The 14,226-nt window shown below is 68.9% G+C and carries 12 protein-coding genes, 1 tRNA gene and 1 pseudogene; 10 read left to right on the forward strand and 4 right to left on the reverse strand.

Going from position 1 to position 14,226, the window contains the following annotated elements:
• Positions 1-10: 10 nt before the first annotated feature.
• A complete protein-coding gene (gene glmS, locus TN53_RS25115) occupies positions 11-1,828 on the forward strand; it encodes a glutamine--fructose-6-phosphate transaminase (isomerizing) (protein ID WP_046260899.1) in 1,818 nt (605 codons plus the stop codon).
• A 154-nt stretch (positions 1,829-1,982) separates the two neighbouring features.
• Here the strand turns inward: glmS and TN53_RS25120 are convergent, their stop codons facing one another.
• Entirely contained in the window at positions 1,983-2,540 is a 558-nt protein-coding gene (locus tag TN53_RS25120) for a GPR1/FUN34/YaaH family transporter (protein ID WP_046260900.1), read from the reverse strand.
• Between the two features lie 150 nt (positions 2,541-2,690).
• Entirely contained in the window at positions 2,691-3,218 is a 528-nt protein-coding gene (locus tag TN53_RS25125) for a universal stress protein (RefSeq protein ID WP_046260901.1), read from the reverse strand.
• Positions 3,219-3,529: 311 nt separating this feature from the next.
• Between TN53_RS25125 and TN53_RS25130 the strand changes: the two genes are divergently transcribed.
• The 5 genes and pseudogenes from TN53_RS25130 to TN53_RS25150 all read left to right on the forward strand — a co-directional run bounded on the left by TN53_RS25130 (position 3,530) and on the right by TN53_RS25150 (position 6,881).
• A complete protein-coding gene (locus TN53_RS25130; protein ID WP_046260902.1) occupies positions 3,530-3,835 on the forward strand; it encodes a hypothetical protein in 306 nt (101 codons plus the stop codon).
• 377 nt (positions 3,836-4,212) lie between these two features.
• Positions 4,213-5,407 (forward strand): annotated as a pseudogene (locus TN53_RS25135) (helix-turn-helix domain-containing protein).
• A gap of 116 nt (positions 5,408-5,523) precedes the next feature.
• Positions 5,524-6,126 (forward strand): oligoribonuclease, encoded by a 603-nt coding sequence (orn, locus tag TN53_RS25140; RefSeq protein WP_046260903.1) that lies wholly within the window; start codon positions 5,524-5,526, stop codon positions 6,124-6,126.
• 115 nt (positions 6,127-6,241) lie between these two features.
• Positions 6,242-6,314: transfer RNA gene (locus TN53_RS25145), tRNA-His, on the forward strand.
• A 66-nt stretch (positions 6,315-6,380) separates the two neighbouring features.
• On the forward strand, positions 6,381-6,881 hold the full coding sequence (locus TN53_RS25150) for a GNAT family N-acetyltransferase (RefSeq protein ID WP_046260904.1): 501 nt from the start codon (positions 6,381-6,383) through the stop codon (positions 6,879-6,881).
• Positions 6,882-6,926: 45 nt separating this feature from the next.
• Here TN53_RS25150 and TN53_RS25155 read toward each other — a convergent pair whose 3' ends face one another.
• Entirely contained in the window at positions 6,927-7,982 is a 1,056-nt protein-coding gene (locus TN53_RS25155; protein ID WP_046260905.1) for a LacI family DNA-binding transcriptional regulator, read from the reverse strand.
• Positions 7,983-8,374: 392 nt separating this feature from the next.
• Between TN53_RS25155 and TN53_RS25160 the strand changes: the two genes are divergently transcribed.
• From TN53_RS25160 to TN53_RS25175, 4 genes are all read left to right on the forward strand, one after another.
• A complete protein-coding gene (locus TN53_RS25160; RefSeq protein WP_046260906.1) occupies positions 8,375-9,697 on the forward strand; it encodes an ABC transporter substrate-binding protein in 1,323 nt (440 codons plus the stop codon).
• Between the two features lie 5 nt (positions 9,698-9,702).
• A complete protein-coding gene (locus TN53_RS25165; protein ID WP_046260907.1) occupies positions 9,703-10,713 on the forward strand; it encodes a carbohydrate ABC transporter permease in 1,011 nt (336 codons plus the stop codon).
• Between the two features lie 11 nt (positions 10,714-10,724).
• Positions 10,725-11,630: a carbohydrate ABC transporter permease gene (locus TN53_RS25170; RefSeq protein WP_046260908.1), complete on the forward strand. Its 906-nt coding sequence runs from the start codon at positions 10,725-10,727 to the stop codon at positions 11,628-11,630.
• Between the two features lie 97 nt (positions 11,631-11,727).
• The gene (locus tag TN53_RS25175) at positions 11,728-13,167 is read left to right on the forward strand and encodes a GH1 family beta-glucosidase (RefSeq protein WP_046260909.1); all 1,440 of its coding nucleotides are present in this window, start codon (positions 11,728-11,730) and stop codon (positions 13,165-13,167) included.
• Between the two features lie 84 nt (positions 13,168-13,251).
• Here TN53_RS25175 and TN53_RS25180 read toward each other — a convergent pair.
• Positions 13,252-14,226 (reverse strand): chitinase (locus TN53_RS25180; protein WP_046260910.1); only part of this gene is annotated, 975 nt, incomplete at its 5' end.

The following is a 14,226-nucleotide window of genomic DNA, read 5'->3' on the forward strand; positions in this document are numbered from 1 at the left end:
ATACATATACATGTGCGGAATCGTCGGATACATCGGGAAGCGTGATGTGGCCCCCCTCCTGCTGGAGGGCCTGCAGCGCCTGGAGTACCGCGGCTACGACTCGGCGGGCATCGTCGTCACGTCCCCGAAGACGGCGGGCCTGAAGATGGTCAAGGCCAAGGGCCGGGTCCGTGACCTGGAGGCCAAGGTCCCGGCGCGCTTCAAGGGCACGACCGGTATCGCCCACACCCGCTGGGCCACCCACGGCGCCCCCTCCGATGTGAACGCCCACCCGCACATGTCGGCCGACCTCAAGGTCGCCGTGGTCCACAACGGGATCATCGACAACGCCTCCGACCTGCGCCGCAAGCTGGAGGCGGACGGCGTCGAGTTCCTCTCCGAGACCGACACCGAGGTCCTCGTCCACCTCATCGCCCGCTCCCAGGCCGACAAGCTCGAGGACAAGGTCCGCGAGACGCTGCGCGTCATCGAGGGCACGTACGGCATCGCGGTGATGCACGCCGACTTCAACGACCGCATCGTGGTCGCCCGCAACGGCTCCCCGGTCGTCCTCGGCATCGGCGAGAAGGAGATGTTCGTCGCCTCGGACATCGCCGCCCTGGTCGCCCACACGCGGCAGATAGTGACTCTCGACGACGGCGAGATGGCCACGCTCAAGGCCGACGACTTCCGCACGTACACGACGGAGGGCACCCGTACGACGTCGGAGCCCACCACCGTCGAGTGGGAGGCCGCCTCCTACGACATGGGCGGCCACGACACCTACATGCACAAGGAGATCCACGAGCAGGCCGACGCCGTGGACCGCGTCCTGCGCGGCCGTATCGACGACCGCTTCTCCACCGTGCACCTCGGCGGCCTCAACCTGGACGCCCGCGAGGCCCGTCAGATCCGCCGGGTGAAGATCCTCGGCTGCGGCACCTCGTACCACGCGGGCATGATCGGTGCCCAGATGATCGAGGAGCTGGCCCGTATCCCCGCGGACGCCGAGCCGGCCTCCGAGTTCCGCTACCGCAACGCGGTCGTGGACCCCGAGACGCTGTACGTGGCGGTCTCCCAGTCGGGCGAGACGTACGACGTCCTCGCCGCGGTCCAGGAGCTGAAGCGCAAGGGCGCGCGGGTCTTCGGCGTCGTGAACGTGGTCGGCTCGGCGATCGCCCGCGAGGCGGACGCCGGCATCTACGTCCACGCGGGCCCCGAGGTCTGCGTGGTCTCCACGAAGTGCTTCACCAACACCACGGTCGCCTTCGCCCTCCTGGCGCTCCACCTGGGCCGCACCCGCGACCTCTCGGTCCGCGACGGCAAGCGCATCATCGAGGGCCTGCGCAGGCTGCCGGAGCAGATCACCGAGATCCTCGACAACGAGGCGGAGATCAAGAAGCTGGCCGAGCAGTACGCCGACGCCCGCTCGATGCTCTTCATCGGCCGCGTCCGGGGCTACCCGGTGGCCCGTGAGGCCTCCCTGAAGCTCAAGGAGGTCTCGTACATCCACGCCGAGGCCTACCCCGCCTCCGAGCTCAAGCACGGCCCCCTGGCCCTGATCGAGCCCGCCCTCCCCACGGTGGCGATCGTCCCCGACGACGACCTCCTGGAGAAGAACCGCGCCGCCATGGAGGAGATCAAGGCCCGCAGCGGCAAGATCCTCGCGGTCGCCCACCAGCACCAGGAGAAGGCCGACCACACCATCGTCGTCCCGAAGAACGAGGACGAGCTGGACCCGATCCTGCTGGGCATCCCGCTCCAACTCCTGGCGTACCACACGGCGTTGGCGCTGGGCAGGGACATCGACAAGCCGAGGAACCTCGCAAAGTCAGTAACGGTCGAGTAGAAGCCCTTGCTTTTAGGGGCGCGGGGAACTGCGCGAGCAACCACAACGCTCCCGCACAGGCCCGACAACAGAACGGACCCCCACGTGTGCCACTTGCACGTGGGGGTCCGTTCTCATCGCCGGGGCCGCCCAATACCCCGGCGTCGGCTGCCCGTTAGCCGGTGGCCGTCACCCCCCGGCCGGCAGCACGTCGAGGAAGCACCGTCGGCCAGTGAGCCATCGCGGCCGTCGCCGCATACCAGGCCACCGCACCCGCGGCGACGGCGAACCATCCACCCACCTTGGTGAGCCCGTCATTGTCGGCGAACTGAGCGATGGCCATGAGCACCAGCGCCACGAAGAACAACCCGTAGGCGCCCTGCCCGAGTTGGTCCCCGCCCGCGAGGGTGAGAGACAGCGCCACGAGGGCGAAGAGCAGCAGGAACAGCCCGGCCGCGTTCGCGGAACCGGCGTCCGAGACGGCCCATGTGAACCACAGCGCGCCCAGCGCCGTGAAGGCCGTACCGTTGGCGGTGTCACGGTCGCGGAAGGCCATGAGACCCGCGACGAAGAGGGCGATTCCGCCCACGTACTGGGCGATTGACACCGCGTCAGCGGCTGTCACGCCGTCGATCACGTCGGTGTGGCCGAGGCCGAATGCCAGGAGGGTGATCCCGAGGGCGAGTCGGCCGACGATGGTGGTGGTTGCTCCCGCGGAGACGTCTTTGTCCACGGCGGGCTCCCTTCATGCTGTGCAGTTGTGCGGTGTGCGATATATGCCCTTCACAAGCGCACAAACACCTCTACGCGCCAGTAGATTTACGCACTGCACAAGGGAAGCCCGGCCCTTCCCAGGCGGTATCTCACCTGGGACAACGGCGAGTTACGGAATCACAACGACAGGGCGCTTCGCCCGCTTGGCGAGCCGCCCCGCCACAGACCCGAAGATCCGCCCGACGAGTCCGTGCGTGGAACCGACGACGATCGCGTCCGCCTCGTACTCCCGCCCGACCTCTTCGAGTTCATGGCAGATGTCGCCGCCGCGCTCGACGAGGATCCACGGCACCTCGGCGAGATAGTCCGCGCAGGCGAGCTCGAGTCCGAGCACCTCGGTGCGATGGTCCGGCACATCGACGAAGACCGGCGGCTCACAGCCGGCCCACACGGTCGTGGGCAGCCGGTTGGCGACATGGACGATGATCAGGCCCGAGCCGGAGCGATGGGCCATGCCGATGGAGTACGCGAGCGCGCGCTCACTGGACGTGGAGCCGTCGAAGCCGACCACTACGCCGTGCTTGAAGGCGGGGTCGCAGGAATGGCGTGGCTCTTCCGCCGCCAGGGGCTCGGCCGCCGTGGGGTCGGCGACGGGCCGCTTGCGGTCCGCGGGTTCAAAGAATTCGTGACCGGCCATGGCTGTCTCGGCGTTGCGATCCTTTTTGGGAGGGACGACAGTGTGCGGCGGAGCTGTGTCCGGGAATCATCTTCCCAACCCCATACCCCCAAGGGTACGGCGGCACGCCTCCTTAGCCCAGATCCCGCGCACGGTCGGTGGGGGGTTCCAGGGAGCATGCACGAGGGTGCGCCCGTAACGCAATGGTTGCTGCGCTGTACAGGCGGTTTGCACAGGATTCACGCCACCGTACGGTCCTGACGGCCGTACGCGCAGTGACCGACCGCTCGAACACGCGTTGAACCCGGCAGTCACGCCCCAGGGAGCAACACATGTCCGGACACCGACCCCCCTCCGAGGACTCCGCCACGGACGTGGTCCGCTGGGCGGTGTTCAGCTGCGTCCTCGTCCCCGTGGTCCTTCTCTGGTACGGCACCTCGCTCGCCGGCGCGGCGGGCACGGCCCTCGGCCTGGCCGCCGTCACGGCCGTCTGCCGGGTCCTGCTGCGCCAGTCGGAGCGCGGCGCGGCCCGGCTGCTCGCCGAGGAAAACGCGCCCCATCGTGGCCGTCGTCACAGGACCGGAACCGGGGCTCATCGAGGCGGTCGTCACACTGGGGGAAACTCACCGGTCGCTTGACCGGTTTCCGCGCACGGACCCGTATCTTTTCAGCCAACTTCCGGCCACCGCGCATCCGTTGCCCCCACCACCCCCCACCCCCCGTTCGACCTGCACGGAAAGGGTCTCCAAGGCCCCTCGCACCCTACGTGGATTGGCCACTACGACGAGGCGCACTTCCCTGCACGGCCTGTGAGTGCAACGCTTCGTGATCGAATGCTTCACGCCAAGTTGCCATGTCGACAATGTGCCGGTTGCCGAACTGGTCACCCCGGCACCACTGGACACAGTAGATTCGATCTTGACGTCTTACGGCGGGGGACTCGTGCAGGACCGAGGGGAAACGTGCAGGAGCGACACAACCGAGGAGCCGCGACCACCGAGGGGGGCTTAGCAGTATGAGCCACGACTCCACTGCCGCGCCGGAAGCCGCGGCCCGGAAGCTTTCCGGGCGACGCCGCAAGGAGATCGTCGCGGTGCTGCTTGTTCAGCGGCGGCCCCATCTTCGAGAGTTCCATACCGCTTTCGGTGTTCGGGATCGACCGCCAGGACGCCGGCGTGCCGCGCTACCGACTGCTGGTGTGCGGCGGCGAGGAAGGCCCACTGCGGACCACAGGGGGCCTGGAACTCACCACGCCACATGGCCTGGAGGCGATCTCACGAGCAGGCACGGTCGTCGTACCGGCCTGGCGTTCGATCACCTCGCCACCGCCGGAGGACGCGCTCGACGCACTGCGCCGGGCGCACGAAGAAGGCGCCCGCATCGTCGGGTTGTGCACCGGCGCCTTCGTCCTGGCCGCGGCGGGCCTGCTGGACGGCCGCCCCGCGACGACACACTGGATGTACGCACCGACGCTGGCCAAGCGCTATCCGTCGGTACACGTGGATCCACGCGAACTGTTCGTCGACGACGGCGACGTACTGACATCGGCCGGTACCGCGGCCGGAATCGATCTCTGTCTCCACATCGTGCGGACGGACCACGGCAACGAGGCGGCTGGCGCACTGGCCCGGCGTCTGGTGGTCCCCCCGCGCCGCTCCGGCGGTCAGGAGCGCTATCTCGATCGATCTTTACCTGAGGAGATCGGCGCCGACCCGCTCGCCGAGGTCGTCGCCTGGGCGCTGGAGCACCTCCACGAGCAGTTCGACGTGGAGACGCTCGCCGCGCGCGCCTACATGAGCCGTCGGACATTCGACCGCCGCTTCCGCTCGCTCACCGGCAGTGCGCCGCTGCAGTGGCTGATCACCCAGCGGGTGCTCCAGGCACAGCGGCTGCTGGAGACGTCGGACTACTCGGTGGACGAGGTCGCGGGGCGCTGCGGCTTCCGTTCGCCGGTGGCCCTGCGCGGGCACTTCCGCCGCCAGCTGGGCTCGTCGCCGGCGGCGTACCGCGCGGCGTACCGGGCGCGGCGTCCGCAGAGCGACAGGCCGACCGAGAGCGACGGAGCGACGGGCCCGGTGGGCCCGGCACCCGTTCTCCATCCGGAGGGCGGCCCGGTCCCGCTCCAGACCCGGCGTACGGCGGCGGCGAGCTCGATGGGTCCGGCGACCCAGCTGTCGGCGAGCCTGCCGGGACAGCGCAGCGGATCGTAACGACGTACCGAGCGCCGGGCGGGATGACCACTCATCCCGCCCGGCGCTCGGGCGTGCACTCAGGTCCCTGCACCGCCGGGCCTCCCAAAAGGCGACGTCAGCTTTAGGGTGGTCGCATGAACGATCGCATGGTGTGGATCGACTGCGAGATGACCGGCCTCTCGCTGTCCGACGACGCGCTCATCGAGGTTGCCGCCCTCGTCACCGACTCCGAGCTGAACGTACTCGGCGAAGGAGTGGACATCGTCATCCGACCGCCGGATCAGGCGCTGGAGACGATGCCGGAGGTGGTGCGTCAGATGCACACCGCGTCCGGGCTCCTCGACGAGCTCGCCGGCGGCACGACGCTGGCCGCGGCCGAGGAGCAGGTCCTCTCCTACATCCGGGAACACGTCAAGGAGGCCGGCAAGGCCCCCCTGTGCGGCAACTCCGTGGGCACGGACCGCGGCTTCCTGCTCCGGGACATGCCGACGCTGGAGGACTACCTCCACTACCGGATCGTCGACGTCTCCTCGGTGAAGGAACTGGCCCGGCGCTGGTACCCCCGGGCCTACTTCAACAGCCCCGAGAAGAACGGCAACCACCGCGCCCTCGCCGACATCCGCGAGTCCATCGCGGAGCTGCGCTACTACCGCGAGGCCGTGTTCGTGCCGCAGCCCGGCCCCGACTCCGACACCGCGAAGACGATCGCCGCGAAGTACGTCCTGCCTGCTCAGTAGGTGCGTCAGGGTCCGCCGAAGGGGCGCCGTAAAAGCCGTGCACGAGCACCCCCTCGGACCCTGTACACTTTTTCTCGGCCGGTCAGGGAAACCTGAAGCAGTAAAGCCGGTCATGGTGGGTGTAGCTCAGCTGGTAGAGCACCTGGTTGTGGTCCAGGAAGTCGCGGGTTCAAGTCCCGTCACTCACCCTGAGTAATCGGCCGGTGACCTCGATACAGAGGTCACCGGCTGGTTCGTTTTTCCCGGGAGCCCACGTGCACACCGAACTCATCCGCACGGCCCGCCTCGACCTCCTCCCCCTGCGCGTGGACCACGCCGAGGCGATGTCGGCCGTACTCGCCGATCCGGCCCTGCACACCTTCATCGGCGGAGCGCCCCTGACCGTCGAGCAGCTACGAGCGCGCTACGAACGTCTGGTCACCGGCTCCCCCGACCCGGCCGTCTCCTGGCTCAACTGGGTCCTGCGCCGGCACGCGGACGAAACCCTCATCGGCACCGTCCAGGCCACGGTCACAGGTAAGCACGAGGCGGAGATCGCCTGGATCATCGGCACCCCCTGGCAGGGCCAGGGCCTGGCCTCGGAGGCGGCCCGGGGGCTGGTGACCTGGCTGGTCCGCCATTACGTGCGAACCGTCACGGCCCACATCCACCCGGCCCACACCGCATCAGCAGCGGTCGCCACGGCAGCGGGCCTGCTCCCCACCGACGAACAGCACGACGGCGAGACGCTCTGGCGCCTGTCGCTGAGCGCCTGAAGGGGACCACCAACCGCCTTGCGTTCCCGCGGGGTTGGCGGTGCCCTACGACGACGTACGCTCCACCAGCTCCGTGGCCAGCACCACCTGCCGTCTCTCCAGCCCCCGCGACACCGCCGGGCGGCGGTCCGCGATCTCGGTGAGGAGGAGGTCGATCATGTGGCGGCCCATCTCGGCGATGGGCTGGCGGACGCTGGTGAGCGGCGGGTCCATGTGGCGGGCGATGGCGGAGTCGTCGTAGCCGACGAGGGCGACGTCGTCGGGGATACGGCGGCCCACCTCGCGCAGTGCCTGGCGGGCACCGGCCGCCGTGACGTCCGAGGCGGCGAAGACCGCGTCCACGTCGGGAACGCGGGCCAGCAGCGCGGCCATCGCGCGGGTGCCGCCCTCCTCCGTGAAGTCACCCGCTTCGATCAGGTTCCCGTTCGCCTCCAGGCCCGCCTCGCGCAGCGCGTCCCGGTAACCGTCGATACGGCGCTGGGCACCGTACACATCGAGGCGTCCGGTGATGTGCGCTATGCGGGTGCGACCACGGGACAGCAGGTGTTCCACCGCCTGCCGGGCGCCGCCGTAGTTGTCCGAGTCCACCGAGGGGAGCGTTTCCGCCGCCGAGCGCGGACCGCTGATCACCGACGGTATCTCCAGCTGGGCCAGCAGATCCGGCAGCGGGTCGTCCGCGTGCACCGAGACCAGCAGCACCCCGTCCACGCGATGCGCCGCCAAGTACTGGGCCAGCCGCTGCCTTTCACGGTCGTTGCCCGCGAAAATCAGCAGCAGCTGCATCTCCGTGTCGGAGAGCTCGGCCGCGACGCCCTTCAGCATGTCCGAGAAGTACGGCTCGGCGAAGAACCGGGTCTCCGGCTCGGGGACGACCAAGGCGATCGCGTCCGTCCGGTTTGCCGCCAGGGCACGCGCCGCCGTGTTCGGGACGTAGCCGAGCTCCGCGACCGCGGCCTCCACCACCGCGCGGGTCGCGTCACTGACCCGGGGCGAGCCGTTGATCACCCGGGAGACCGTGCCGCGGCCGACTCCGGCACGCGCGGCCACCTCTTCGAGGGTCGGCCGGCCACCGCTCCGGCCCCGCGCTCCGTGGGTTGCCATGGGCTCCGCCTTCCCGCCGTATGTTGACGCTGGCCTGGAATGTAACAGTCCTGTCCATCGCCGTGAGCGCCCCTGGGGGCTGCCGCCCCCGGACCTCCGCGTCGGCCCGAAGGGCCTCGCCCTCAAACGCCGGACAGGCCGAAAAGGGGCGGCCGGTGTCCGACCCCCGAGTTAGTTAACAGGCCGATAACTGAAGACATATCTCCTCGCCGACTCCCTTGACACCCCCGCCAAGACCGACGACTCTTCAACTCATCACTGATGGGAGCGCTCCCACAGTACCTGACACATACACATCCCGCACGTTCCCCGCCCGAGCCGCCGCGAGAACTAACGGGCCCAACAATGCAGTTGGCCGGGGGGTCGGCACGTCAGGGCAACAGGAGGACTCAATGCGAGCACGTACCCGAACCGCCCGTCGCAGGGTGGTGGTCCTCGCGGCCGTCGCGTCGCTGGGCGCCGGGCTGCTGGCCGGCTGTGCCGACGACGGCAAGAAGGACGAGGGGGGCTCTTCGTCGGAGGGCGGCGGAGGCAAGACCAAGATCACTCTCGGCCTCTTCGGCACCGCGGGCTTCGAGGAGTCCGGGCTGTACAAGGAGTACGAGAAGCTCCACCCGGACATCGACATCCAGCAGACCGTCGTCGAGCGCAACGAGAACTACTACCCGGCGCTGATCAACCACCTCACCACCAACAGTGGTCTCCAGGACATCCAGATGGTCGAGGTCGGCAACATCGCCGAGATCGTCGGGACCCAGTCCGACAAGCTGCTCGACCTGTCGAAGTACGGCAAGAAGAGCGACTACCTGGAATGGAAGTGGGAGCAGGCCACCACCAAGGACGGTGCGACCATCGGTGTCGGCACCGACATCGGCCCGATGGCCATCTGCTACCGCACGGACCTGTTCAAGGCGGCCGGTCTGCCCACCGACCGCGAGGAGGTCGGCAAGCTGTGGGCCGGTGACTGGAACAAGTTCGTCGACGTCGGCAAGCAGTACAAGGCGAAGGCGCCCAAGGGCACCACGTTCCTGGACTCCCCCGGCGGCCTGATCCAGTCGATCCTCAGTGGTGAGAAGGAGCGGTTCTACGACGCCTCCGGCAAGGTCATCTACAAGACGAACCCGGCCGTCAAGAACGCCTTCGACCTCACGGCCCAGGCCGCCGAGGACGGACTGATCGGCAACCAGACGCAGTTCCAGCCGGCCTGGGACACCACGATCGCCAACAGCAAGTTCGCCGCGATGTCCTGCCCGCCGTGGATGCTCGGCTACATCAAGGGCAAGTCGAAGCCCGAGGCGGCCGGCAAGTGGGACATCGCCCAGGCGCCGAAGTCCGGCAACTGGGGCGGGTCCTTCCTGACCGTGCCCAAGTCCGGCAAGAACACCGAGGAGGCCGCGAAGCTGGCCGCCTGGCTGACCGCACCCGCGCAGCAGGCCAAGCTCTTCGGCGTCCAGGGCAGCTTCCCGAGCACTCCGGCCGCCTACGACTCGGACGCGGTCAAGAGCGCGAAGAACGACATGACCGGTGACGCGCCGATCGGCACGATCTTCGCCGAGGCCGCCAAGAACATCCCCGTGCAGACGATCGGCCCGAAGGACCAGATCATCCAGCAGGGTCTGACCGACAACGGCGTCATCCTGGTGACCCAGGGCAAGTCCGCCAAGGACGCCTGGAACAACGCCGTGAAGACCATCGACAACAACCTGGACCAGTGACCCGTATGACCACTGGGCACGAAACCGCTGCCGCGTCCCCCGCCAAGGAGGGGGGCGCGGCCCCGGCCCGCCCGCCCGCGGGGCCCTCCGCCGACGAGCGCCGCCGGGCCCGGCTGTCACGGCGCTGGCAGCGCGACATGCGCTGGAGCCCGTACGCCTTCGTCTCGCCGTTCTTCCTGCTGTTCCTGGCGTTCGGCCTGTTCCCGCTGATCTACACCGGCTGGGCCTCGCTGCACCAGGTGGAGCTGACCGCCCCCACCGACATGAACTGGGTGGGCTTCAAGAACTACACGCGGATCTTCGACGACGACTTCTTCTGGAACGCGGCGAAGAACACGCTGACCATCGGGATCATCTCGACGGTGCCGCAGCTGCTGATGGCGATGGGCCTCGCGCACATCCTCAACTACAAGCTGCGCGCCTCGACCTTCTACCGGGTCGCGATGCTCGCCCCGTACGCGACGTCGATCGCCGCCGCCTCGCTCGTCTTCGTCCTGCTCTTCGGCCGTGACTACGGCATGATCAACTGGGTGCTGAACCAGGTCGGCATAGACAACATCGACTGGCAGAACGACAAGTGGCCCTCGCAGATCGCGGTTTCCTCCATCGTCATCTGGCGGTGGACCGGGTACAACGCGCTGATCTACCTGGCGGCGATGCAGGCGATCCCGCAGGACCTGTACGAGTCCGCGGCCCTGGACGGGGCCAGCCGCTGGAAGCAGTTCCTGCATGTGACGCTGCCCGCGCTGCGGCCGACGATCCTGTTCACGGTGGTCGTCTCCACCATCGGCGCGTCCCAACTCTTCGGCGAGCCGCTGCTGTTCGACGCGAGCAAGGGGGCCTCCGGCGGATCCCAGCACCAGTTCCAGACGCTCGGCCTGTATCTGTACGAGCAGGGCTGGGTCAACCAGCACCTGGGCCGTGCCTCCGCGATCGCCTGGACGATGTTCCTGATCCTCATCGTCATCGGGATCGTCAACTACGTCATCTCGCGCCGGCTGCGCGCCAGTAGTTAGGAGAACCGGCCGTGACGACGACACTGACTCCGCCCACCGACACGCCCCCGCAGAAATCCAAGCGTGTGCGGCGTTCCAAGGCCGCCCGGGCGGGCGGCACCCTGCACGGCGGTCCGATCGCGTATCTGATCCTGATCGTGTTCACGCTCGTCTCGCTGTTCCCGCTGGTGTGGACGGCGATCGCCGCTTCCCGCGACAACCAGCGGCTCGCGGAGAACCCACCGCCGTTCTGGTTCGGTTCGGGACTCTTCGACAAGCTCGAAGTCGCCTGGACCGACGCCAACCTGGGCGAGGCGTTCATCAACACCACGCTCGTGGCGGGGATTTCGGCGATCACCATCGTCATCCTGTCGACGATCGCCGGGTTCGCCTTCGCCAAGCTGCGGTTCAAGGGCCGTAACGCCCTGATGCTGATCGTGATCGGCACGATGATGGTGCCGCCGCAACTGAGCGTGATCCCGCTGTACATGATGGTCGCGAAGCTCGACTGGTCCGACCAGCTCCAGGCGGTGATCCTGCCCTCGCTGGTCAGCGCGTTCGGCGTGTTCTTCATGCGGCAGTACCTGCTTCAGGCGCTGCCCGACGAGATCATCGAGGCGGCCCGGGTGGACGGCGCGAGCAGCTGGCGGGTGATCTGGCATGTGGTGTTCCCGGCCGCCCGCCCCGCGATGGCCGTGCTCGGCATGCTGATGTTCGTGCAGACGTGGAACGACTTCCTGTGGCCGTTCCTGGTCCTGACCCAGAACGGCAACCCGACCGTGCAGGTCGCGGTCGCGGGTCTGGGCCGCGGCTACACCCCCGACCAGTCCCTGATCATGGCCGGCGCGCTGCTCGGCACGCTGCCGCTGCTCATCGTCTTCGCGATCTTCGGCAAGCAGATCGTCGGCGGCATCATGCAGGGCGCCGTCAAGGGCTGACCTCCGCTTTCCCGGGGGCCGGGTCATCGCCGCCTCGGCCCCTCTCCTTCCCCCCATCTACCCGTCGGTCTCCACGACCTCCAATGGGAGCGCTTCCATGCCTGAACCCGCAACGCCGGCGACCCCGGTGACCTTTCCCCCCGCCTTCCTCTGGGGCGCCGCCACCTCGGCGTACCAGATCGAGGGGGCGGTGCGGGAGGGCGGCCGTACGCCCTCGATCTGGGACACCTTCAGTCATACGCCCGGCAAGACCGCCGGCGGCGAGCACGGTGACATCGCTGTCGACCACTACCACCGCTACCGCGACGACGTGGCGATGATGGCGGACCTCGGCCTGAACGCGTACCGCTTCTCGATCTCCTGGTCCCGGGTGCAGCCGACGGGCCGGGGCCCGGCGGTCCAGGTCGGTCTGGACTTCTACCGGCGGCTGGTGGACGAGCTGCTCGCGGTCGGCATCAAGCCGGCCGTCACTCTCTACCACTGGGATCTGCCGCAGGAGCTGGAGGACGCGGGCGGCTGGCCCGAACGTGACACGGCCTACCGTTTCGCCGAGTACGCGCAGATCGTCGGCGAGGCGCTCGGCGACCGGGTGGAGCAGTGGATCACCCTCAACGAGCCCTGGTGCAGCGCCTTCCTGGGCTACGCGTCCGGGGTGCACGCACCCGGCCGCACCGACCCGGCGGCCTCGCTGAAGGCGGCCCATCACCTGAACCTGGCGCACGGGCTGGCCACTTCGGCCCTGCGGTCGGCGATGCCGGCCCGCAACTCGGTGGCGCTGAGCCTCAACTCCTCGGTGGTGCGGCCGGTTTCGCAGGACCCCGCCGACCTGGCCGCGGCCCGGAAGATCGACGACCTGGCCAACGGGGTCTTCCACGGTCCGATACTGCACGGGGCGTACCCGGAGTCGCTGTTCGCGGCGACGGAGCTGATCACGGACTGGTCGTACGTCGAGGACGGCGACCTGCGGGCGATCAACCAGCCGCTGGACGCGCTGGGCCTCAACTACTACACGCCGGCGCTGGTGTCGGCGGCGGACAACGATCTGAGCGGTCCGCGCGCGGACGGCCACGGGGCGAGCGCCTTCTCCCCGTGGCCGGGCGCGGACGACGTCGCCTTCCACCAGACTCCGGGCGAGCGCACGGAGATGGGCTGGTCGATCGACCCGACCGGCCTGCACGAGCTGATCATGCGCTACACGCGCGAGGCCCCGGGCCTGCCGCTGTACATCACGGAGAACGGCGCGGCCTACGACGACAAGCCGGACCCCGACGGCCGCGTCCACGACCCGGAGCGCATCTCCTACCTCCACGGTCACCTCGCCGCGGTCCGCCGCGCGGTCTCGGACGGCGCGGACGTGCGCGGCTACTACCTGTGGTCCCTGATGGACAACTTCGAGTGGGCGTACGGCTACGAGAAGCGCTTCGGCGCGGTCTACGTCGACTACGCGACCCTCGCGCGTACGCCGAAGTCCAGTGCGCTCTGGTACGGGCAGGCGGCCCGCACCGGAACGCTTCCGCCGGTGGCGGCGGCCGAATAGGGGCGGCCCCACCACCGCCTCGGGGGGAACCGGGGGAGGGGCGCGGCATCCGAGGGGGATGCCGCGTCCCGGCCCGTGGGGGCGTCAGTTGTAGGCCGCGAACGCCTTCGAGAACGCGTGCTGGTCCTGGACGATCGAGCTGCAGGTGGCGTCGGCGTAGTTCTTCGCGCCGCCCGAGCACTGCTTGTCGCGGGTGGCCGACCACATGGACAGCCAGCCGAGGCCCTTGGACTTGGCGAAGTTCACCAGCTGGGTGGCGTCGTCGACCTTGAAGATCTCCGTGGTGACGTCGTTGACGCCGATCATCGGGGTGACGGCAACGGCCTTCCAGGCGGCGCTGTCGGAGAGGCCGAGAACGCTCTTGACCTGGGCCTGGGTGGCGGTGGCGGCCTGTTCGGCGTAGGTGCCCATGTCGCCGCTGTAGGCCGGGCCGTAGTCCATCGCCATGATGTTGACGGTGGTGATGTCGACGCCGTTCTTCTTGGCGTCGGCGAGCAGGTCCACGCCCGCCTGGGTCAGGCCCTCCGGCATCACCGGGAGGGTGAAGGAGACGTCCAGGTCCGGGTGGTTCTTCTGGAGCGCGGCTATGGCCTGGGCGCGGCGCGTGTTCGCCGCGGTGTCGGGCAGCGCGCCGCCCTCGACGTCGAAGTCGACCTTGGTGAGGTCGTAGGCGGCCACGGCCTTCTCGTACGCCGTCGCCAGCGCGGCCGCCGACGAGCACGTCGTCGCCAGCTCCGAACCCGCTGCGCCGCCGAACGACACCCGGACGTCGCCGCCCTTGGCCCGTAGCTCGCCGATCTGGGCGGCCACGGCGTCGCTCGCGAGGTCGGTCACGCCGCCCCACTTCGGGGTGCAGCCGCCGCCGTCGGTGACGAAGGCGAGGTTGTAGTCCTTGACGCCGGTGGCCTCGGCGGTGGCGACCAGGTCGAAGGCGGGGTAGAGGGAGGTGTCGACGTAGGGGGCGAAGCCGGCGCTCGTCGTGGTGCCGCTGCCGGTGCTCTGCGAGGGGGAAGCTGTGGGCGTCGTGGGGGTGACCGTCGGGGTCGGGGTCGGGGTCGG

This window comes from Streptomyces sp. WM6386 (genome assembly GCF_000972385.1).
Classification (GTDB): Bacteria; Actinomycetota; Actinomycetes; order Streptomycetales; family Streptomycetaceae; genus Streptomyces.

Coding starts and splice junctions, on each gene's coding strand:
- TN53_RS25155 (WP_046260905.1), bottom strand. CDS start 7,982: ATGGCAACCCACGGAGCGCGGGGCCGGAGCGGTGGCCGGCCGACCCTC.
- TN53_RS25160 (WP_046260906.1), top strand. CDS start 8,375: ATGCGAGCACGTACCCGAACCGCCCGTCGCAGGGTGGTGGTCCTCGCG.
- TN53_RS25130 (WP_046260902.1), top strand. CDS start 3,530: ATGTCCGGACACCGACCCCCCTCCGAGGACTCCGCCACGGACGTGGTC.
- TN53_RS25165 (WP_046260907.1), top strand. CDS start 9,703: ATGACCACTGGGCACGAAACCGCTGCCGCGTCCCCCGCCAAGGAGGGG.
- orn (WP_046260903.1), top strand. CDS start 5,524: ATGAACGATCGCATGGTGTGGATCGACTGCGAGATGACCGGCCTCTCG.
- glmS (WP_046260899.1), top strand. CDS start 11: ATGTGCGGAATCGTCGGATACATCGGGAAGCGTGATGTGGCCCCCCTC.
- TN53_RS25175 (WP_046260909.1), top strand. CDS start 11,728: ATGCCTGAACCCGCAACGCCGGCGACCCCGGTGACCTTTCCCCCCGCC.
- TN53_RS25125 (WP_046260901.1), bottom strand. CDS start 3,218: ATGGCCGGTCACGAATTCTTTGAACCCGCGGACCGCAAGCGGCCCGTC.